This window comes from Cyanobium sp. Cruz CV13-4-11 (genome assembly GCF_024346055.1).
Taxonomy (GTDB): domain Bacteria; phylum Cyanobacteriota; class Cyanobacteriia; order PCC-6307; family Cyanobiaceae; genus Cyanobium.
Genome location: NZ_JAGQCH010000009.1, coordinates 58213 through 79021, shown reverse-complemented (window position 1 = coordinate 79021; position 20809 = coordinate 58213). Strand labels below are relative to the sequence as shown.

19 protein-coding genes are annotated in these 20809 nt (G+C 69.4%); 9 read left to right on the top strand and 10 right to left on the bottom strand.

Features of this window, described 5'->3' with window-relative positions; all coding sequences use genetic code 11:
- The first annotated feature begins 500 nt into the window (after positions 1-500).
- Entirely contained in the window at positions 501-4019 is a 3519-nt protein-coding gene (locus KBZ12_RS08935; RefSeq protein WP_254957580.1) for a hypothetical protein, read from the top strand.
- Positions 4019-8341: a hypothetical protein gene (locus KBZ12_RS08930; protein WP_254957577.1), complete on the top strand. Its 4323-nt coding sequence runs from the start codon at positions 4019-4021 to the stop codon at positions 8339-8341. Before KBZ12_RS08935 ends, KBZ12_RS08930 begins: the two co-directional genes overlap by 1 nt.
- A 174-nt stretch (positions 8342-8515) precedes the next feature.
- Here KBZ12_RS08930 and KBZ12_RS08925 read toward each other — a convergent pair whose 3' ends face one another.
- Both KBZ12_RS08925 and KBZ12_RS08920 read right to left on the bottom strand, forming a co-directional pair.
- The gene (locus tag KBZ12_RS08925; RefSeq protein ID WP_254957576.1) at positions 8516-9088 is read right to left on the bottom strand and encodes a hypothetical protein; all 573 of its coding nucleotides are present in this window, start codon (positions 9086-9088) and stop codon (positions 8516-8518) included.
- Between the two features lie 53 nt (positions 9089-9141).
- Positions 9142-10596, bottom strand: a complete 1455-nt coding sequence (locus KBZ12_RS08920) for an AAA family ATPase (protein WP_254957575.1) — start codon at positions 10594-10596, stop codon at positions 9142-9144.
- Between the two features lie 537 nt (positions 10597-11133).
- Here KBZ12_RS08920 and KBZ12_RS08915 point away from each other — a divergent pair.
- Genes KBZ12_RS08915 through bioA form a run of 6 tightly spaced genes read left to right on the top strand, consistent with a single transcriptional unit; the run spans position 11134 to position 15825 of the window.
- Positions 11134-12282, top strand: a complete 1149-nt coding sequence (locus KBZ12_RS08915) for a pyridoxal phosphate-dependent aminotransferase family protein (protein WP_254957574.1) — start codon at positions 11134-11136, stop codon at positions 12280-12282.
- Entirely contained in the window at positions 12266-13012 is a 747-nt protein-coding gene (locus tag KBZ12_RS08910; protein WP_254957573.1) for an alpha/beta fold hydrolase, read from the top strand. The genes KBZ12_RS08915 and KBZ12_RS08910 overlap by 17 nt, the downstream gene beginning before the upstream one ends.
- On the top strand, positions 13009-13782 hold the full coding sequence (locus KBZ12_RS08905) for a methyltransferase domain-containing protein (RefSeq protein WP_254957572.1): 774 nt from the start codon (positions 13009-13011) through the stop codon (positions 13780-13782). Before KBZ12_RS08910 ends, KBZ12_RS08905 begins: the two co-directional genes overlap by 4 nt.
- On the top strand, positions 13779-14402 hold the full coding sequence (gene bioD / locus KBZ12_RS08900) for a dethiobiotin synthase (RefSeq protein ID WP_254957571.1): 624 nt from the start codon (positions 13779-13781) through the stop codon (positions 14400-14402). Before KBZ12_RS08905 ends, bioD begins: the two co-directional genes overlap by 4 nt.
- A complete protein-coding gene (locus KBZ12_RS08895) occupies positions 14399-14554 on the top strand; it encodes a hypothetical protein (protein WP_254957570.1) in 156 nt (51 codons plus the stop codon). Before bioD ends, KBZ12_RS08895 begins: the two co-directional genes overlap by 4 nt.
- On the top strand, positions 14545-15825 hold the full coding sequence (gene bioA, locus KBZ12_RS08890; RefSeq protein WP_254957569.1) for an adenosylmethionine--8-amino-7-oxononanoate transaminase: 1281 nt from the start codon (positions 14545-14547) through the stop codon (positions 15823-15825). Before KBZ12_RS08895 ends, bioA begins: the two co-directional genes overlap by 10 nt.
- A gap of 21 nt (positions 15826-15846) precedes the next feature.
- Here the strand turns inward: bioA and KBZ12_RS08885 are convergent, their stop codons facing one another.
- Both KBZ12_RS08885 and KBZ12_RS08880 read right to left on the bottom strand, forming a co-directional pair.
- Positions 15847-16110 carry a DUF3143 domain-containing protein gene (locus tag KBZ12_RS08885; RefSeq protein ID WP_254957568.1) on the bottom strand — a complete coding sequence of 88 codons (264 nt, stop codon included), beginning with the start codon at positions 16108-16110 and terminating at the stop codon, positions 15847-15849.
- A complete protein-coding gene (locus KBZ12_RS08880) occupies positions 16107-16604 on the bottom strand; it encodes a J domain-containing protein (protein WP_254957567.1) in 498 nt (165 codons plus the stop codon). Before KBZ12_RS08880 ends, KBZ12_RS08885 begins: the two co-directional genes overlap by 4 nt.
- Before the next feature lie 71 nt (positions 16605-16675).
- Between KBZ12_RS08880 and KBZ12_RS08875 the strand changes: the two genes are divergently transcribed.
- The gene (locus tag KBZ12_RS08875; RefSeq protein ID WP_254957566.1) at positions 16676-17455 is read left to right on the top strand and encodes a 16S rRNA (guanine(527)-N(7))-methyltransferase RsmG; all 780 of its coding nucleotides are present in this window, start codon (positions 16676-16678) and stop codon (positions 17453-17455) included.
- On the opposite strand, the gene KBZ12_RS08870 is transcribed toward KBZ12_RS08875, so the two are convergent.
- The 6 genes from KBZ12_RS08870 to KBZ12_RS08845 all read right to left on the bottom strand — a co-directional run bounded on the left by KBZ12_RS08870 (position 17452) and on the right by KBZ12_RS08845 (position 20783).
- Positions 17452-18663: an aldo/keto reductase gene (locus KBZ12_RS08870; RefSeq protein ID WP_254957565.1), complete on the bottom strand. Its 1212-nt coding sequence runs from the start codon at positions 18661-18663 to the stop codon at positions 17452-17454. The two genes, KBZ12_RS08875 and KBZ12_RS08870, sit on opposite strands and share 4 nt — an antisense overlap.
- Complete coding sequence (locus tag KBZ12_RS08865) at positions 18660-19082, bottom strand: ferredoxin (RefSeq protein WP_254957564.1); 423 nt, start codon at positions 19080-19082, stop codon at positions 18660-18662. The genes KBZ12_RS08870 and KBZ12_RS08865 overlap by 4 nt, the downstream gene beginning before the upstream one ends.
- Positions 19083-19086: 4 nt before the next feature.
- Complete coding sequence (locus tag KBZ12_RS08860) at positions 19087-19479, bottom strand: DUF1257 domain-containing protein (protein WP_254957563.1); 393 nt, start codon at positions 19477-19479, stop codon at positions 19087-19089.
- A gap of 28 nt (positions 19480-19507) precedes the next feature.
- The gene (locus KBZ12_RS08855) at positions 19508-19723 is read right to left on the bottom strand and encodes a DUF2997 domain-containing protein (protein ID WP_254957562.1); all 216 of its coding nucleotides are present in this window, start codon (positions 19721-19723) and stop codon (positions 19508-19510) included.
- An 88-nt stretch (positions 19724-19811) separates the two neighbouring features.
- On the bottom strand, positions 19812-20612 hold the full coding sequence (locus KBZ12_RS08850; RefSeq protein WP_254957561.1) for a HEAT repeat domain-containing protein: 801 nt from the start codon (positions 20610-20612) through the stop codon (positions 19812-19814).
- A 45-nt stretch (positions 20613-20657) separates the two neighbouring features.
- On the bottom strand, positions 20658-20783 hold the full coding sequence (locus tag KBZ12_RS08845) for a hypothetical protein (RefSeq protein ID WP_254944288.1): 126 nt from the start codon (positions 20781-20783) through the stop codon (positions 20658-20660).
- Positions 20784-20809: the final 26 nt, after the last annotated feature.

Here is a 20809-nt window from a genome sequence, read left to right as displayed (position 1 = left end):
ATCGCGGATCAAAGCCACCAGCGCCGCTGCATGGCCTCCACAGAATGGAAACCCACGGGTCATCCTGTCATGCAGGCGTATAGCTGATTCCAGAACGATTTCAGCCAGCGCCTCCGATTCCTTCCACAGGAAAACGGACCAGTGGGCCGATGTCTCCAGCACACACTGCTGCCCAGGAAACGGGCCAGGAGTCCTGCAATCGCTGGCCACCTCGTGAAGTGCCCGGAGCCTCTTCTGGGCTCCGACCGACACACCATCGGATCGATCCCACTCCAGAAGATCAAGGGCCCGATGGAGCCGATCGAATGCCTGGGCCGTAGAGCTGGCTTCAAAAAGAAAAAAGAACTTCCGACGCCTCACGCGCCACGGATCGACAAGGCGCATAGGTTTGACACGACCGGACAATCCCTCGATCCAGCATGGGACATCGCTTCGACCAGCTGGTGCAACGGGTGTTTGCGGATCGGGTTCCTCCACGCTCCGCACCTGTGTCTGATTCGGTGAACAATCCGTTCCTGGTCGGCCCCCTGATCGAGCGGCTGGTGCCCCGGGAGCGCGAGCCGCTCAGGGTGCCGGTGCGGCGGCCCGACGACCATCTGGTGTTCGACCTGATGGTCGAGAACCTGCGCATCAGCCCTGAAGGCGAAGGTCCGGCGCGGCTCGTCCGCGACACCCCGGGCCAGCGCTCGCTCCTGATCATCGAGTTTCCGCCCCAGAGCTTCGGCGAGGAGGCCTTCCTCACGGCGCCGCAACCCAATGTGGACGCCAAAGTTCCCGGCAACGAACTGCCGCCGTCCAGGAACGGCCAGCCGGTGGTCCCCGGCGATACTGCAAAAAAGCAGGTCATTAACAATATCCAGGCAGAGCCCGAAGCGCTGGCCGGACGGCTGCCGGCGCGGGTGCGCATGGCCGGGCCGAGCCGCATCGCGCTGCGGATGCCGGACGCCCTGGATGGCGTGCCCTTCACCCTGGCCGCCGTTCTGGCCGCCCTGCGCGACTGGCCGATGAACCTCGCCATCGGCGCCCGGCCTGACGCGGTGGATCTCGATCCGCTCTGGTGGCGCGTCGATGTGGCCGAACGTCTGTCCACGGCGATTGTGTCGAACCTTTCGGACGGCGAGGCCGCCGATGCAAGGCGCCGGCTGAAGGAAGGCGCCCGGCGGATCGCCGATCTCGCGGCCGGTGGGCTGAACGGCGGCCAACCTGGCTCGGTGGCCTTCGAAGCGCTGCGGCGCGAAGCCGACCGCATGTTCGAACGCCACCCGCTCCTGCGCCGGGGTGATCTCCACACCGCCACGCTGGCGGCCCTGGCGGCCGGATCTGCCGGGCGGCTGGCCGCCACCGCCGCTGCAGCGGGGATCAGTGATCGGGCCGCGGGGATCGAGGCGATGCCCTACCTGCCACTGCTGGCCGACACACCGCACCGGCCAGAGAGCTCGGTCACCGCTCTGGAGCTGCCCTATCGGCTGCACATGACGCCGATCGGGACCCCTGCCGGGACGCCGCAATGGCAGCATCGCGACGTTCCTGTCACCGCCCGCGGCAGGACCGAGCTCTGGCATACCAGGTTGTCGGGCGCGGGCGGTGCTCCGTCGCGGCTGCGCTTCCTGTGGTCCCCCGATCTGGATGCCACGGGCGATGTGGCGGGTCCGTTCCGGATGAGCCTCGACCGGCAGGACCGGGATTTCCTCGTGAAGCTCACCGCCGACTGGCGTCAGAAGCGGGCCGGTTCGGGCCGGACGTACCTGCCGGCATCGGCCGAGGCGAAGCGGCTGCACCTGTCCGCGCTCGGCGCCTTGCTGGAGGCCGGCGGCGACTGGGAGCCCCGGCCGGAAGGGGTCGACCTGGAGCAATGGCGTCACCTCGCCACGCTGGGGCGGGACCACGTCGTGCGCGTGGTTTATGCCGGCTTCCTGATGCCCTTCGGCCATGCCGCCTCGCTGGTGAAGGTGACCGAACGCCGGTTCGAATCCTCCGACCCGGCCCGCCCGGGCGACAGGCTGGCGGTGCTGCGCCAGCGCTTCTTCCTGATCGTGCGGGAGAGGATTCGCCGGTATGACGGCAGCACCCATGAACACGGTGGGCGCAACCTGCCCTTCACCGAGGTCGAGATCCTGACCGGGACCACCCCGGACCTGAGCGACCCCGCCGCCCCGCTGTCGCAGATCGACGGGCCCGCCGGCGCCGCCGTTTATGTGAATGTTCAGCTTGGCAACAAGACCATCAAAATCTCGCCCCGGATGGCGTTCTGGCCACGGCTGCAGGGCAGCGGGGATCTGCGCTTTGAGGTCGCCGGCACCGATCGCAACGGCGAGCGGCGGGTGTTCACGCTGCCGATGCTGTTCGTCAGCGAGGTCGCCAACCGGGCGCGCGGCGCCGAGATCCGCGCCGGGTATGACGCCGCCGATCCGCCGCGTCGCGAGGCCAACCTGGGCGGCGGCAGCGTGCGCTTCGATGCCGGCGGTGGTGTGTCGAGCCTGCCGACGGAGTGGATGCGCTTCACCGTGGGCGGTGTGGTGGGGGCCGACGACCTTGCGCCGCGGTTCCATCCCGAGATGGAGCAGGCGAGGGTGCGGGTGCCGGCGATCCAGACCCTGCTCGGCCGGGCGGACGGGATCGACATGCGCTACCCCGGTGTGGTGGTTCGCAACGAGCCGAACCCCGGCGAGATTTTCCTGGAGGTTGCGGGGCAGGCCCATCCCCTGACGTTCGGCGGCGGCGGCCAGGCCCAGACCGACGCCCTGGGCGGGATCGGCGCGCCGCAGATGGCGATCTATGGCCTGTCAAAGCGCTCCGGCCCGGTGTCCGCCAAGCCCGGCCAGAGCACGCAGGCGGCGCTGGCGAACGGCATCGCCAACCGCTTCAGCGTGGCCGACTTCTTCCCGCTGGACGCCACCTTGATCGGCGGCATCGCGCTGGGGGAGATCATCAACCCTGTGGTGGCCGCGCTGGATGCCGCCGATGCGCCGCGTCTGCTGGAGACGCCCTTTCCGGACCGGATCGAGGCCACGTTCGAGTGGGCCACTGTCGTCACCCGCCCCGGTGCCCTGAAGCTGATGGTGCCGGAGGCGGACGGCGTGAACCCGACGCCCCTGCGCCTGTCAGGCCGCACGGTGGTGCCGTTCGACCCGGCCCGGCCCCCCACGCGCGAGGCCCATGCCGCGCTGGAGAACTTCAAGCTCAACCTCTTCGGCTGCATCATCCTGTGGTTCCGGCGGCTGAGCTTCGATGCCCTGCCGGGACAGAAGCCCTCGGTCGCGGTCGCCCTGGCCGAGGGGGACGACGCCGTGCGCTTCGGCGGGCCGCTGGAATTCGTCAACGACCTGCGCTCGTTCATCCCCAGCGGCGGGTTCGGCGACGGCGCCGGGCTCAGCGTCACCCCCAGCGGCATCGCGGCCGGCTATTCCCTGGGCCTGCCGGCCATCGAAGTGGGCATCTTCTCGCTCTCGAACGTCAGCCTCGGCGCCGGCTTCAGCCTGCCGTTCGACAACCGCCCCGTGACGGTGCGGTTCAACTTCGCCGAACGCCAGAGCCCGTTCAGCCTGACCGTGTCGCTGCTGGGCGGCGGCGGCTTCTTTGCCATCGGCGTGGGAGCCAAGGGCGTGCAGGAGATCGAGGCGGCGCTGGAATTCGGTGCGGCCATCGCGCTGAACCTCGTTGTCGCCTCGGGCACGGTCGAGATCAAGGCGGGGGTCTATTTCCACTGGCAGAGCGAAGGCCGCGTGAAGCTGGCGGGCTATGTGCGGATCCATGGCGAGCTGACCGTGGTGGCGATCTTCTCGGCCTCCCTCACCTTCAACCTGCAACTGGCCTATGAGAAGGACGGCGGCGGATCGGTGGTCTATGGCGAAGCCGAGCTGATCGTTGAGGTGGAGGTGCTGCTGCTCAGCTTCGATGTCACGGTGCGCTGCCGGCGCGAATTCGGCGGCGGCAAGGCCGATCCGCGCTTCCTCGATCTGATGCCCGACCAGACGGTCTGGGACGACTACTGCTCCGCCTTCGCGCTGGAGGCAGCCTGATGACCCGGCAGCGTTTCGTCTGGACCTGTCTTCCCAATGGCCTCAGCACCGAGGATGGCCAACTGCGCCTCTCGGTGCTGCTCTCACCCCGGCTCGACCCCGAGGCCGAGGCGCCGGTGCTGGCCAGTTTTCCCGAGTGGCTCGACTGGCCGGCAGCCCTGGCGACGGCCGACGTCACGATCCTGGCCAATGGCCAGCCGGTCGCCAGTCGATCGGTGGGGGGGAAGGGCCATGACACGACGCTGGGCGCCCCCGACAGCGCCGTCTGGACGGCCTTGTTCGGGCCGGCACTGCCGGTCACGCCCTACCGGCTGAAGGCGGAGATCCTCGACAGCCAGCTCAATTCCTACAGCAGCACCGATGTCCATGATTTGGTGCGCGACCTTTACGTCGATCTGGCGCAGCGGTCGGCCAGGGTGCTGCCGCGCATCGGCGCCGACCTGCTGGAGGATCCACTCTGGAGTGGACTTGTGGAGGCGGTGGCCGAGGTCGACCGCTGGGGCACGCCGGAGGGCGCCCGCAACCTGCCGCGGGCCGGAGGTGCCAGCCAGGCCGAACGGCGCTTCGCCACCCTGCGCAGGCTGGCCGACCTGGCCCCGGTCGGCTCAGGCCGACGCGGACCGGCAGCCGCCGCGGCGCACCTGGCCCGGTTCGAGCTGTTCCACACGCCGCCGCTGCGGCCGAAGGAGGTTCAGCGTGTGGCGCGCGTCGACGATCCACGGATCAGCGTCGACACCGAAGGGTTCGAACGCCCGCCCGCCCCGGCCAGCGAGGCGGAACTGGCGGCGAGCTTCGATTTCCACCGCGCCGTTGCGGCCCTGAACGCCTATCCGACGCTGCTGCGCCGGTTGGGGCTAGTGCTGGATTTTCAGCTGGATCCGGGCCTGTTCCAGGCCGGCGATGTGGATCTGAGCGTCGTGGTGCGCTTCCCCGACCTGCCGACGCGCCAGGACGTGGCTGATCTGGCACCGGTCACGAAGGCCAGGATCGGCGACCGCAGCTTCAGCGCCCGCTCACGGGTGGCGCCGGGCCCCGGGATCGAGATGCGGGTGGAGGCTGGCCTGCTCGACCTCTACAGCCAGCCCGACAGCTTCGATGTGCTGCAGGCGGATGTGGACGGTGCCGTGTTCAAGCTGATGAACTTCGCCCGTTCGCTGCGGCAGGCGGATTCCATCGCCGCCAGCGACCCGGCGCACCTGTTCGACGACGTGACGCGCAAGGACAAGCGGGCCGGTGCCCCGGCCCTGCGCACCGCCGGGCTGATGCTGGTGCGCAAGGACCGCGCCGGGGCGCTTGAAGCGCGGTTGTCGCAGACCAAGGCCCAGCTGGCGGGTGCGGCGGCGGCGGTGCCGGCGGTGGCGTTGTGGGCCGAGGACCTGGTGCGCGGCTATCGCATCGACGTCTGGGACAGCCGCACGGGTGTGTGGCGATCCCTGTGCCGACGGCTGGCGACCTACACCCTGGGGCAGGGCGCGGGCGCGGTGGTGGTGAGTCCGGCCGCCGGCGAGGAGGAGGCGACCGTGCAGCTGGCGGCGACCCGCTCGCCCGACCCCACCTACAACGCCGACATCCTGAACCTGCACGAGGCGATGGTGGCCTGGACGGGGTGGAGCCTCGCGGCGCCACCGCCGGGACGGGGTGTGGGCGACGACATCAACAAGGGTCCCGACGGCAAGCCGCGCTTCAGCGACGGCGCCGGGGCGGTGGCGGGGCTGGACTTCGCCTCGCGCTTCGGCGCCGTGCCGGGGTCGCTGCCGCGGCTGCGCTACGGACGCTCCTATGCCCTGCGCGCCCGGGCGGTGGACCTGGCCGGCAACTCGCTGCCCCCGGCGGAAGCCGATTTCGGCCCCGAGGCTCCCGCCGCTGCCCCGCGGCCCTTCCTGCGCTTCGAACCGGTGGCGGCGCCGGTGATCGCCCTCGTGCGGTCCGCCGGCGGAGCCAGCCCAGTGCTGGCCGAAGGCGAGGCCATGGCGCGCATGGTGATCCGCAGCTTCAACGAGGTCTTCGACGACCCGGCCGCCAGCCCTGAAGTGGCGATCCGCGCCGTGCTGCCGCCGCAGGTGACGGTGCGCGACGCGGAGCTGCACGGGGCGCTGGATCAGGCCGGCCAGCTGAACCCGGCCAGCTTCGCCCTGCTCGCGCTCGACAAGGACCGCCCGGCGAGCGATCCCCTGGCGGCGCTCGTCGAGGAAGCGGTGCCCGTCGGGGCCCAGCCGCTGGCCGAGGCCGCGCGCTATGGGGTGTGGCCCGAGGGCCGGGCGCTCACGTGGCTGCCCGACCCGATGGCGAAGCGCGTGGCCGCCCGCTTCCTCGGCCATCCGGCCATGGCCGAGGCCGAGACGATCGCGATCGATCTCTACCCCGAGGGGGCGGTCTGGCCCGAGGCGCAGCCCTTCACCATCGCCCTTTCGGAGGCCACGACCCCGGACGAAAAGCCGGCGTTCGACGCGGCGACCAGGGTGCTGCGGGTGCCGCTGGCCAAGGGCGAGCGGGCGACCCTGCGTCTGTCGATGCAGATCCGCAAGCGCGACCTGTTCGAACGCATGGGGCTGTGGGAGTGGCTGGACCAGCCGACCAGGGACGCCCTGGCCGAGCCGACCCTGGACGGCCGGACCTGGCTGTTCACCCCATGGCAGGACGTCGAACTGGTCCATGCCGTCCAGCGCCCGCTGATCCGGCCCCGCATCGAGGATCTGGAGCTGCGGCGAGACACCGGCAACACCGCGGTTTTCCCGGTGTTTCCGGCCCGGGTCAGCCTGAAGAGCACCGATCGGATCGATCTGCTGGCGCGCTGGCACGAGCCGCTCGAGCCTCTGGGCAGCGCGGGTCCCGGAGACCAGCCGCGGGCGGACCTGGCCTTCCACATCAAGGTCACCGACAGCGGGGACTACCAGAGCGGCCCCGGTGCCCATGCCGACCACACCCTGCCCGCCGATGAAGGCCGTGGCCCCGACGTGATCGGCGTGAACAGCCCACGCCGCGACCGCCTGGCGATCCGCCCCCATGAATTCAACGACACCCGCTATCGCCGGATTGCCTATCGCCTGCTGGCCACCACCCGCTACCGCGAGCACCTGCCCGCGGACTTGATGGAGGCGATCACGCTGGAGGGCCCCGAGACGGTGGGCTGGGTGCCCAGCTCGGCTCCGCCGCCGGCGCCGCAGATCCTCTATGTGGTCCCCACGTTCGGCTGGGTGCGCAGCCGCGACGCCGATGGCAACCAGCGCAGCTGGCGCCAGGGCGGCGGACTGCGGGTCTGGCTGGAGCGGCCCTGGAATGGGAGCGGCTATGGGGAGATGCTGGCGGTGGTGCTCCCGCCCGCGGGATTGGCAGGCGACCCCGACAGCGCCTCGGGCGGCGTCTATCGCCGGACGGTGACCCAGTGGGGCAACGACCCGATCTGGCAGTCGCCGTTCGTGCCGGGCGTCGCACCAGGCCCTGGCGCGTTTCCGCTGGCGCGCTGGCAGGCCGACCCCACCGGGGCCTGGCTGCCGCCGGAGGCTCCCGCGAGCGAGGCCGACCAGCCACCCGGGCCCTTCTTCGTGACCCCACGCCTGCCTGGCAGCAACGCCCCGGTGGTGGTCGCGCCCCATGACGTGACCTATGACCCCGAGCGCGGGCTCTGGTTCTGCGACATCGAGGTCAACAGCGGTGCGGCCTACTGGCCGTTCGTGCGGTTGGCGCTGGCGCGCTATCAGCCCTGTTCCACCGAAGGCGCGCACCTGTCCGAGGTGGTGCTGGCCGACGTGATGCAACTGGCCGCCGACCGCTCGCTGGTCGTGCGCGCCCCCGGCGAGGGACGCTCGCGCCGCGTGACGCTGTTCGGCAGCGGTTACGAGGCTTCCGGCGGCTCGCGGGAGGTGCGGCCGCGCTCCGAAATCGACGTGCTGAGCGGGCAGGTGAATCAGGTCACGCCGGTGTCGCCGACACCGGTGGTGAAGGTGTGGCTCGAACGGCTGGAACCCACGCTCGGCTCCGATTTCGGCTGGGTCCGGATCGGCGACGGCGTTGCCGCCGACGGGGTCCCGGCCATCGGACCGTTCGCGCCGGCACCGGAACGTCTGGCTCTGGGCCGCGAACTGATCGCCGAACGCCGTTTCGCCGAAGCCCTGGCCCTTGGGGTCGGGGCGGAACAGCTCTGGCTGCGCCCGCCGCTCTGGGACGGGCGGATCGACCTGCCCGAGCCGGACGGCGCAGAGCTACGGCTGGTGATCGCCGAGTATGAGGAGTACGCCATCGATGGTCCAGCCCCGCGCCACAGCATGACCAGCACCAAGACCGGCCGCCGGCTTGTGTTTGTGGAGCATGTACGTATGACCTGAAGGCACACCTGACCTGTATTGATCAGGTGGGGGTCTGCTGAAGATACTGGGCTTGTTGACAAGCTGACGCTGCCATCACTTGGCCGCACGCCCCTGTTGGGAAGACAGATGAGATCCTCGGTGGCGGCTCAAGTGCATGGCGATGTTGTACTGCTCCGCTGAGATCATCATCAATCAATAGGAGCGAGAAATCCACTCGCGGACATCAGATTCTAATGCCTGAAAACTGGACAGGATCCGGAGCGGGAAAAAATCATCAATCACATCAGGGATGCGATGAACGAACCTCTGTGGTTTGAACTCTCTAAGCCGTCTTCCAGTTTTTTGGCTAGCAGTTCGCAGCAATCCGTACAGACACTCCTTGGGATCACTCAATGACTCTAGGCGAGATAGGTTAGGCAATGCCAATGGCACAGTTCCATTCTGATTCTCTGCAGCATATCTGATGGCATACTCTGAAATCAACAGCCAAGCCTCAGTCATGCGAATAGGGATAATTGGGATATAATCGCATTCAAAGGCCATTGTTGCACGACGAATGGCAACACTTATTTCGCTTAATCTGTCCTCTCTTCCTTGGGCTTCCGCATCTCTGTGTATGAAAAGCAAGTCGCAATCATAAAGATCTACCGCACGTGCAAGACGATCTTCAAGCGATTTCGCACTGTATCCTGATAGATCAGCCCACTCACCCTGGATTGCTACAGGAACGCCTGAGTAGACAAGAAGCCAGTTGATGATCGGCATAAGCACCTTGTCGGAGGTGCCATCAGCCAGAAGCGTATACCGGAGCATTAAGCCTATACCTCTACCTCGAGTGCCAATTGCCTGATTTCAGGGCGATCAATTACTCTTCGTTTCACGTTATCGCTTTTTCCAGCTTGAGGCTTCTCACTCGGCGCTGCAGTTACTAGATAGCTAAGAAGTTTTCCCTTTGCCACAGGCCTCGCACTTGGCTCAATTGACTGCCTCCATGTATTGGATAACCACTTAAATGCCGTAGCATCGAAGCGCTGTCCGCCGACAAGGTGTTGCTCAGTGGAGGCAATCAAGAGGCAGTCTTCATTTATCTGCTTGACAACGGACGGAGAGTGCGTATTGATTATCACCTGGCGGAGTGGATTATCCTCTCCAGGAGGCTCTTGGGGATCACAAGCTATTGCCTCAAGAAGATTGAGTATTGCCGGGATCCGGGATGGCTGAATACCATTTTCTGGCTCCTCCATGCAAATCACGCCTAAGGCCGCTGGGTCCTCCGCCATCGTTGCTAGGGCTAGAAATCGAAGAGTACCGTCCGAAAGTGATCTCGCTTCATGAAGGGTTCCATCACGATTTAGGAGTTGAAGAACCAACAGCTGGCGCCTATCGTCTTTATCAATCGTTATTGAAATGACGTCATTGATAAGACTCGATAGTCTTCCGGCGACATGTTCGTAAATATTGCGATCTGCGCCATACTGATGTGAAAGGGCAAATAAGGTTGCCGGTAAATGTGCGCCATTGGCGTCCAACCCTGGTGGTGTTAAAAAGTTGTCCGGATGTCTCAGGGCAGAGGGTTCAAGCTGAAGCAATCTCCAAGACTCCATTTCTCGTTTTACCAACAGGGATGTTGGGCTTTCCATTGCATTCACGGTTGACAGCACAGTCCGTGGCAGGCTTTCAGACTTAAAGCGCCTTGGCTGTCCTCCACGTTCTTGGTGTAGTTCGATCTCACCATTTTGCAAATCTGTTGAGATGAACGGCACCCGCCGACCCTTTCCAACCACAACGCAGTTTCGCCATTTAGTAGCATTATGCGGAAACCGTAATAGCTTCGCAGCATTCCCTTTGGGAATAGGCTCCAGGATCTCCGAAATCAGCCTAATCATTCCTAGCCCTGAGGTTCCACTTGATTCCGAGAATTCAAGCTCGAGTTCGTATCTGACGAAAGTAATTGAGGCCGTCGCTGTCTGACCAAGTCCGTCCTTCCCTTCGCACGGAATGATCATTTCAGCTGACATAAAGATGCGCTTCTCATACTGATCTTTCCATCTATGGAACAGATCTCTGGCATTTCCTGTTAAATCTGATTGGGCGCGAACTGACAAGGCTGCGTTTAGAAAAGTATCACTAGCAAGATGAGAAAGAAACTGAATCGCATCAAAAAGATTTGATTTTCCTACAGCGTTAGGCCCTGCAATACAGGTAAATGGCCCAAAGTGGACATCAACATCCCACAAGCTTTTAAATCCCTTGATGCGCAAGCGGGTAAGCATTGTTCGAAGTCTTTTAGCGGAGTCTAGGCAGTTGTAGGCTCATATCAAATCTTACCAGGAAAGTCAGGATTTTTTGGTAGCCTGTAAAAGTGTCTGGCTTTCTCCTCTGGCGTGTTCGAAGAGTATCCGCATAGTCTGTACAACTCGTCATTAGACGGTTCCGAGAACCACGCCCCAGTCGCCTGTCCTTTCCGTGAACCACAGGTGCACCCCGAACATCAGCACGGCCAGAACACAATCAGCCCATAAGGTATCTATCCCACTCACGCAGTGCTCGCCCCCGGTTCTCGGACCCGGGAACCACCGATATCCCGGGCTACACCTGTGCGGTGCACGTCTTCAGTAACGCGGCCCCCGCATTCACTCCATCGACGGCCGAATCGAGCCCTCACCCACCCCCCATCCCAGACTGCCCCCTGTCATTGGTGTCGGGCCGCCCTGATCCCTCCTCCCCCCACCACGAAGAGCGGCGACCCCACCGCCCCCCAGCCCCCCTGGCGCGGGCAGCTGCGCGACGCCCTCGCGGCCCTGCCCACCGTGCGCAGCCGCGCCCTGCGCACCCTTGAGCCCGCCGCCACCGCCGCCAGCCTCCAGCCCTCACCCCCCGGCGACGTGCTCCCCCTGCTGGATCTGGCCAGCAACGACTACCTCGGCCTCAGCCGCCATCCCGCCGTGCTCGCGGCCGCCGCGGCCGAACTGGCGGCCAGTGGCCTGGGTGCCGGCGCCTCCCGCCTGGTCACCGGCACCCGGCCCATCCACCAGCAGCTGGAGGCCGCCCTGGCCGCCTGGCTCGGCCGCGAGCGGGTGCTGCTCTTTCCCAGCGGCTTCCAGGCCAACCTCGCCGCCGTGGCGGCCCTGGCGGATCGCCACACCCTGGTGCTGGCCGATCGGCTCATCCACCACTCCCTGCTGGTGGGCGTGCGCGCCAGCGGAGCCCGCCTGCAGCGCTTCGCCCACAACGACCCGGCGGATATGGAACGCCGCCTGCTCGCCGCCCGGCGCGAACGGCCCGGTGGCCGGTTGCTGGTGCTCTGCGAAAGCCTCTACAGCATGGAAGGCACCAGCGCGCCCGTCGCCGCCCTGGCGGGCCTCTGCCTCCGACACGACGCGCCCCTGCTGGTGGATGAGGCCCATGCCCTCGGCGTGCTCGGCCCCGGCGGCCGCGGCCTCGCCCATGGCCTCGGCTCCGTGGCGATCGTGAGCGGCACCTTCGGCAAGGCCTTCGGCAGCGGCGGCGCCTTTCTTGCCTGCGATGGCCTGGTGGGCGACTGGCTGCTGCAGAGCAGCGGCGCCTTCCGCTACACCACCGCCCTCGCCCCGCCGTTGGCGGCCGGCGCCCTGGCGGCCCTGCGCCACCTGGAGGCCGCACCGTCCACGGGGCTGGCCCTGGCGGAGCGGGCGGCCCGCTGGCGCGACGCCATCGAAGCCGCGGGCTGGCCCCGGCCCCCCGGCGACGGGCCGATCCTGGCGCTGCTCCTCGGCGCCGACGCCGAGGCCCTGGCGGCCCAGCGTCGGCTGGAGGCGGCCGGGCTGCTCACCGTGGCGATCCGGCCGCCCACCGTGCCGGAAGGCACCGCCAGGCTGCGGCTGGTGCTGCGCCAGGATCTCCCCACCGGCTCCCTGGATCGGCTGCTGGCCGCGCTCGGGCCCGGCCCCCTCGCCCCCCGCCATGCCCTCGCCCCCTGAGGCCGCCCCGGCTTCGTCCCTGCAGGTGATCGCCATGCACGGCTGGGCCGGCGACGGACTGGGCTGGGACCTGCTGCGCCAGGCCCTCGCCGCGCCGGACTGGCACTGGCAGTGCGGCGAACGGGGCTACGGCGGCCGCACCCCCGAACATCCCCAGTGGGCCCCCGGCGGCCGGCGGCTGCTGATCGGCCATTCGATGGGCCCCCACCTGCTGCCCCCCTCGCTGCTGGCCCAGGCCGAGGCCGTGGTGCTGCTGGCCAGCTTCGCCCGCTTCCTGCCCCCGGGCCGCGAGGGCCGCCGGCTGCAGACCGCCCTCGCCGGCATGGCGGCCCAGCTCGCCGAAGGGCCTAACGAGTCCGACACGGCCCGCCGCGCCCAGCGCATGCTGCAGGCCTTCCTGGAGAAGGCGGCCTCCCCTGAGCCGCCCGAGCTCCTGCCCCGCGGCCCCGCCAGCCAGCCGGTTGGGCCCGAGGGGCGGCAGCGGCTGCGCGACGACCTGGAGCGTCTGGCGGCCTGTGCAGACCTGCCGCCCGGCTTTCCCGAGGACGTGCCGGTGCTGATCGTGGAGGCCGGCGCCGATCGGATCGTGGGGCCCGAGGCGCGGTCCCTGCTGCGCGAACGCCTGCCGCATGCCGAGGTGCTCCGCTTCGAGGGGGCGGGCCACTGCCTGCTGCAGGCGCCCCTGCCGACGGAGCTGCGCCGCTGGATCACCGGCACCCTCGGCCCATGACCGCCTTCCCCCTGCAGGTGTGCGGGGCCTTCGGCCGCCACGCCGCCGACTACGAGGGCCAGGCCGGCCTGCAGCGGGGCATCGCCTGGCGGCTCGCCCGCCTCTGCCGCGACCTGCCGGCCCCACCGCCCGAGGCCCCCCGGGCCGATCTGGGCGCCGGCAGCGGCCTGCTCAGCCGCGCCCTCCTGCACCACTGCCCCGGCCTCGCCAGCCGCCCCCTGCTGCAGCTCGATCTCTGCCCCGAGCTGCTCGCCCGCAATCCCCTCGCCACCGCCGGCCCGCCGCCGCTGGTGTGGGACCTCAACGGCGGCCTGCCCGCCGCCCTGGAGCCGGCGGGGCTGCTGGTGTCGAGCTTCGCGCTGCAGTGGCTGGAGGCGCCGGCCCGGGAACTGGAGCGCTGGGGGCGCGCCCTGGCCCCGGGCGGCTGGCTGGCGCTGGCGGTGCCCGTGCGCGGCAGCTTTCCCCAGTGGCGCCAGGCCGCCGCCGCCGCCGGGGTGCCCTGCACCGCCCTGGAGCTGCCCGACGCCGACGACCTGATCGGCGCCCTGGCCAGCGCCGGCCTGGCCACCACCCTCCGGCAACGCCTGCGCTTCAGCCGCCCGGCCGGCAACGGCCTGGCCACCCTGCGGCGCCTGCGCGATCTGGGCGCCGGCAGCAGCCGCACCGAGCCGCTGAGCCCCGCCCAGCTGCGCCGCCTGCTGCGCCAGTGGCCCTCCGATGCGGCAATCTCGTGGGACGTGCTGCTGCTGGTGGGCCGGAGGATCGCATGAGGCTGGTGGTCTGCGGCACCGACACCGACGTCGGCAAGACGGTGGTGAGCGCCCTGCTGGTGCAGGGGCTGGGGGCGCACTACTGGAAACCGGTGCAGAGCGGCCTGGAGGGCGGCGGCGACAGCGGCCGGGTGCAGCGGCTGCTCAACCTGCCTGCCGAGCGGTTGTGGCCGGAGGCCTACCGCCTCACGGCCCCCGTGTCCCCCCACTGGGCGGCCGAGCGGGACGGCCTCAGCATCGATCCGGCCCGGCTGGCCCTGCCGGCCTGGGACGGGCCCTTGGTGGTGGAGACGGCGGGCGGTCTGCTGGTGCCCCTTCGGCGCAACTGGCTGCAGATCGAGCAGATCGCCGTCTGGGGTCTGCCGGTGCTGCTGGTGGCCCGCAGCGGCCTGGGCACCCTCAACCACACCCTGCTCTCCCTCGAGGCCCTCAAGCGGCGTTCGATTCCCGTGCTCGGCCTGGTGCTCAACGGCGATCCCCACCCCGACAATCCCCGCACCCTGGCCGCCCTCGGCGGGGTGCCGGTGCTGGCGGAGCTGCCGCCCCTGGATCCCCTCGACCGGGAAGGCCTGGAGCGCCAATGGCACCGCAGTGGCCTGGCCCGTAACCTGCAGCCATGAGCCGAAAGCATTTCCTGGTGACAGGCGCCATTGCCGCACTCTGTGCGGGCATCCTGGTGCTGTTCACCGACATCGAAACCAGCATCACCCGCTGGGTCAACTGCGGGCCGCTGGCCACCGGAGGCGAACGCGATTCGGAGGTATGCCGCTGAGGGGTCCCGGCTGGCATCCCCACCTCTGGCACCCCTTCACCCAGGTGGCCACGGCCCACCCGCCCCTGCGGGTGGTGCGCGGCGAGGGGGCCCTGCTGGAGCTGGATGACGGCCGCCAGCTGATCGACGCCATCAGCAGCTGGTGGGTCACCCTGCACGGCCACGCCCAGCCCAGCATCGCCGACGCCGTCGCCCGGCAGGCCCGCAGCCTCGAGCAGGTGGGTTTCTCCGATTTCCGCCATCCGGCCGCCGAGCAGCTGGCCGAGCGCCTGGCCGCCTGCAGCGGGCTGGAGCGGCTGTTCTTCTCCGACAACGGGTCCACCGCCGTGGAGGTGGCCCTGAAGATCGCCTGGCAGTGGTGGCGCAACCGGGGCGAGCCCCGCCAGCAGCTGATCGCCTTCGAGGGGGCCTATCACGGCGACACCTTCGGCGCCATGGCGGTGGGGGAGCGCTCTCTGTTCTCGGAGGCGTTCGAGCCGCTGCTGTTCGCCGTGGCCCGGGCCCCCTCGCCCGCCACCTGGTGGGGCGACGACGGGGTGGAGGCGCGGGAGGCCGCCGCCCTGGCGCGGCTGGAGCAGCTGCTGGATACGCCCACCGCGGCGGTGATCCTTGAACCCCTGCTGCAGGGAGCCGGCGGCATGGCCCTGGTGCGGGAAGGGTTCCTGCGACGGGTGGAGGCGCTGGTGCGCGCCAGCGGGGCCCTGCTGATCGCTGATGAGGTGATGACAGGCTTCGGCCGCAGCGGCCACCTGTTCGCCTGCCAGCGGGCCGGCATCCACCCCGACCTGATGGCCCTCTCCAAGGGGCTCACCGGCGGCTTCCTGCCCATGGGGGTCACCCTGGCCCGGGAGGCCATCTACGCGGGCTTCATCGGCACCGCACCGGGCCTGACCCTCTTCCACGGCCACAGCTTCACCGCCAACCCCCTGGGTTGCGCCGCCGCCCTGGCCAGCCTCGATCTGCTGCAGGAGCGGCCAGAACGCTATCGGCAGTTCGAGGCCCGGCACCGCCCCCATCTGGAGGCCCTGGCACGCCATCCCCTGGTGCGGCGGCCGCGGCTGCTGGGCAGCGTCGCCGCCTTCGAGGTGGCCACCGACACCCCCGGTTACCTCAATCCGGTGGGGCCGCGGCTGCAACGGCTGGCCCTTGAGCAGGGCGTGTTCCTGAGGCCCCTGGGGCAAGTGGTCTACCTGCTGCCGCCGCTGTGCCTCGACGACGACCAGCTGGCCCACTGCTACGCCGTCATCGGGGCGGCCCTCTCCAGCCTCTGAACGGGGAGGGCTGCCCGGCGCTCAGGGACCCGCGAGGATCGCCGCCTCCACATCGGCCCGCGAGAGCCCGTAGGGGAACTGGCGCGCCGTGGTGCGGCCCTCCTGGTGCCAGCTCACCCGCAGTTCCTCCTCCTCCAACGCAATGCGAGCGCTCCATTCGGGGCGGTGGAGGTCCCAGTGGGCGACGTTGGCGCGAGACTGGCTGGCGCCCAGCAGACGCAACCAGGCCTCCAGGGCGGGCAGGGGGTGGTTGTAGAGGGGGGTGGCCGCGGAGGGCAGGGTCACGGTCGGATCGGCGCAGGCTGGCTGGGGGAGGGGGGTGGCGCCGGGGCCGAAGCCGTCTCGAGGTCGGCCCACCAGCTGGGCCAGGCCATCAGTTCGGCGCCCCGCGCCCAGGCCACACCCAGCCCCAGCACCAGGCTGAGCACCAGGGCCAGGGCCAGCAGCAGCAGGGCGAACCACTCGCCGCCGGAGAGGGCCCGGCGCACCGACACGGGCCGGACAACGGCCACGGACGGGGGGCTCTGGAGCGGGGTCGGCAGGGTGCTTTGAAGCAAGGCAGCGTCATAGAGCCGCCGGGCGGCCGGATCACTCAGCACGGCATAGGCCTGGCGCAGCTGCCGGAAGGCCACTTCAGCCTCGCTCGCGGGCAGGGCGGTGGTGTCGGGGTGGTAGCGCTTGCTCAGGCCCCGAAACGCCTGCCGCAACTCCTGATCGGTGGCGGTGGGCTGCAGCTGCAGGACCTGGTAGTGGGTGGGGGGCTTGGCTGTGGAGGACATGGTCCCTGAGGCGGCGGTGGCAGCCTGCCCGGCGTGCGGGATCCTAGGGAGAAGCACCACTGCCGTAGCGGATGGACGCCAGCCCCGACCCCAGCGCCCCCCCCGATGCCAGCCTCTGGCAGGCGTTGGGGTGGACCCCCGACGACGGCCAGCTCGCGGCCCTGGTGGCGCTGCAGGAGCAGCTGAGGCTCTGGAACGGCCGGGTCAACCTCACCCGCCTGGTGGAGGGCGACGATTTCTGGATCGCCCAGGTGTTCGACAGCCTCTGGCCCTGGGTGCCCCTGCTGAGCGCCCCCGGCGGCGTTCCCGACGGCCTGGAGCTGATCGATGTGGGCACCGGCGGCGGCTTCCCCGGCCTGGCCCTGGCGATCGCCCTGCCCACGGCACGGATCACCCTGGTGGATTCGGTGGGCCGCAAGCTGGAGGCGGTGCGGGCCATGGCCAGCAGCCTGGGGCTGGAGGAGGGGAGGCTGCGCCTGCGATGTGAACGGGTCGAGCGCACCGGCCGCTCCCCGGACTGCCGCGGCCGCTTCGACCGGGCCATGGCCCGCGCCGTGGCCAGCGCGCCGGTGGTGGCCGAATACCTGGTGCCGCTGCTGAAGCCCGACGGCCTCGCCCTGCTCTACCGGGGCCAGTGGGGGGCCGACGACCAGCGCGACCTGGAGGCGGCCGTGGGGGTGCTGCGGGCGACGGTGGATCCGGCGTTGCGCCGCGACCTGCCGGCGGGGCGGGGGGTGCGCCATGGCTTGTGGCTGCGGCCGTCCGGCCGCTGTCCGGCCGCCTACCCCCGGGCCGTGGGGGTGCCCCAGAAGACGCCGATCGCGCCGGGGGCCATCACTCCAGGGGGCTAGGCCACCTGCAGGCGCTTCACTGCCTCACCCCCAAGCCGCTGGCGCAACCGCCGCAGCCGGTCGGGGATCTCGGCGGCCCAGGGACTGGCCCCCAACACCGCCTGCAGCTCCAGCTCGCTCACCGTGCCATCAAGGGCATCGGCGTTCTCCCCCGGAAACCAGTGCCCCCCGTGGCCCAGCAGGCTGTAGCGGGCCCGGCCGTAGGCCTCCAGGTCCCAGGCCTCTAGCAGGTTGTGCAACCAGAGCAGCACCGGCAGGTTGATGCGCCCGGGGGTGTCCTCCCAGGCCGGCAGACCCCGGTCCCAGCTGGCCAGCCAGTCGTCCCCGAGGGCCTGCCGGCGCGCCTGCTCGAGCCGGGCCAGGATCGGCGGCAGAAGCTCCCCGGCCCGGGGCAGCAGCGCCACCGCCTCCAGGTGCAGCTCCAGATCCTGCGGGCCGGCGGCGCCGACGCTGATCGTGTGGAGGCCCGGAGCCGAGAGGCAGAACAGGTCGTTGAACACGATCGGATGCAGCGGCGCGCAGAGCTCGCAGAGGCGCTGGGAGGGGCTGTGCAGGTGCCCCCCCTTGTCGGTGGGGCTGATCACGAACACCCCCATGTCGTGGGCGGTGGCGGCCTCGATCGCGGGCCGGTTCTGCTGGCGGATGAAGTACCAGTGCAGGTTGATGTAGTCGAACTGGTCGCTGGCGATCGCCTCCAGGATCAGGGGCAGCGGCGCATGGGTGGAGAAGCCCACATGGCCGATGCGGCCCGCCTCCTGCCAGCGGCGGGCCACCTCCCGGCAGCCGCCGGGGCGCAGGGTCTGATCAAGCAGCTCCCGCGTGTTGACGCCATGGATAGCCAGCAGGTCGACCCGGCCCCCTTCACCGTCCAGGCCCAGCCGCTCGAAGCTGGTGCGCAGGTCGGCCTCGAAGGCGGCCGGGTCGGCGGCGGGGGGGACTTTGGTCTGCAGGAGGCGCCGGGGATCCGGCAGCCGGGGCAGCAGCCAGCCCAGCTGCCGCTCCGAGGTGCCGTAGTGGCGGGCGGTTTCGATGTGGTGCAGGCCCGCTGCGATCGCGGCCTGGAGGGTGGCCTCCAGCTTGGCCTGGCTGCCGGCCTCCACCGCCTCGGGCGGCAGGTCGCTCCAGCTCTGCTGAAAGCGCATGCCCCCCAGCGAAAGCACCGGCATGGCCAGTCCCGTTCGACCGAAACGCCGGCTGGGGATGGTCATGGCGCTGGCGGGGTGGAGCGGGGCAGGGTGCGGCGGCGGCGGCCATGGGACGGCAGCCCCAGGGGCTGAATCTCCTGCTCGTCGAGCTGGGCCCTGAGGGCTGGCAGCTGTTCGTAGGCCACCCAGTGGATGCAATCCACGGGGCAGGTGTCGATCGCTTCCTGGATCCTCTCGGTGCTGTCCCCGTCCTGGCGCAGGGCCCGGGAACGGCCCCAGTCGGGCTCCACCACGAAGGTGTTGCCAGCCACGTGGGCGCAGTAGCGGCAGCCGATGCAGGCAGCCTCATCCACCCAGACGGCCTGCTGACGCAGGACTCCCCCCAGCACAGGCTCCAGGCCCGTCGCCTCCGACTCCGGGGCCACCGCGGTGCGAAAGGCCAGGGCGGGATCGAGGCCGGCGGCGGGGCCCGTTGTGCTCACGGGATCAGGCGTCCCAGCGAGTCACCACCAGTTCGATGCTGCCATCGAGGTGGCTGGTCTGCTCGCTCACCTGGAAGCCCTCCTCGGCGGTGCTGGCCAGAATGGTGCGCAGGGCGTAGCGCTGGGTGAGCTTGGCCAGGAAACGCTCCACCGGGATGGGCTGCTTCCAGAGCTCGAGGTCGGTGACCAGCTCGTAGCTGCCGCTGTCCGGGTTGAGGCGGAAGCCGATGTCGACGCCACCATCCTGGGGGATGGCCAGGTCGGCGGTCACGGTCTGGCCGCGGTAGCCACGGACTTCGACGGAGCCTTCGGCGGGGGGGTGGCCCAGGTCGCGGAGGGCATCCACCAGGGCCTGGCGATCGCGCAGCTCGGTTTTGACGGTGCTGAAGTGCGACATGGGACGACGGGGGAGGAGGGGCGGTGGCTCAGGGGGCGTGGTGCTGGACGACCACCTGGGGGTCCTGGAGATCGAGGGGTTGGGCCTGGAACGCTTCCGACGTGCTCAGGCGTTGCTGGACGCTGCCCAGCCTGGCCTCGATCCGCTCCGTGAGCCGGGAACAACCCTCGCCCTGCACACCCTCCACGAGTTCCTCCACCCGTCCGTCAGGACGAATGCGGAAGCGGATGGTGCGTTGGGCCATCCCGGCTGGGCTGCACAGGTGAGACTGGGATCTTAACCGTGATTTCGGGTGGCTGCGGTGGGTGGGGACGCCGCGGCGGCAGGGCCGCTCAGCTGATCAGACCCTCGTCCACCAGGGTCTGGAGCCGTTCGAGCACCTCGGGCTGCTCCAGCTGCTCCAGGGCCATCCGGGCTTCGTCCCGGACGGTGGAATCACCGTCGTGCAGCATCGTGTGCAGCAGGGCTTCCACCACGTCCCGCTGGCGTGGCTCCACCAGATCGGTGTAGAGGCGCCCCAGCGACCAGGCGCTGTTGCTGCGCACGGCCGGCTCGCTGTCGATGCGCAGGCTGAGCAGCAGCTGGGCGGCGGCGGGGTCGGCCTTGGCCACGCCGGTGGCGCCGGCATCGGCCAGGGAACTGGCGGCCCACAGCCGAACCGCCGAGATGTCCATCTCCAGGGCCCGGATCAGCGGGTTGAGCACGGGGGCCTCGGGGTAGTTCCCCAGGCTCCAGGCCACAGCCTTGCGCACGTAACCGTTGTCGTCAGCCCCGAGCAGGCCCAGCAGGGGCTCCACCGCCAGGGGGTGGGGGTTGCGACCGAGGGCGTAGACGGCGCTCATGCGCACGATCGGGCAACCAGCCTTCAGCAAGGGCAGCAGCAGAGGAATGGCCCGGGGGTCCCGGTGCTCGCAGAAGATGCGCAGCCCCTGCAGCCGCTCCTCACGCCCCCCCTTCAGCAGTTCGATGCCGAGGTCGCACTCGGCGGCCACATCGGAGCTGGAGGGAGCAACGCTGTCGATCTCATCGAGCGGATCGCCCAGGAGCTCCTGCGCCAGCTCCCGTGCCAGCACCTCCGGATCAAGGGCCAGCTCGTGGGTGGTTTCGGGAAAGGGCAGGCCGTCGTCCGGCATGGAGCCATCCAGGTGACGGCATCGTAAAAGCCGAGGGGCGCCAGATCAGCCCAGCGGGGCGGGGGCGGCCATGTCGCCGGGCAGCCAGATGCGGGCGCTGACGGCGAACAGGGCCAGGCCGAACAGCAGCACGATGGCGACGGGCAGCAGCGTGGAGCGCAGGAAGGACATGGGGATCGCCAATTTGTGGAATTCAT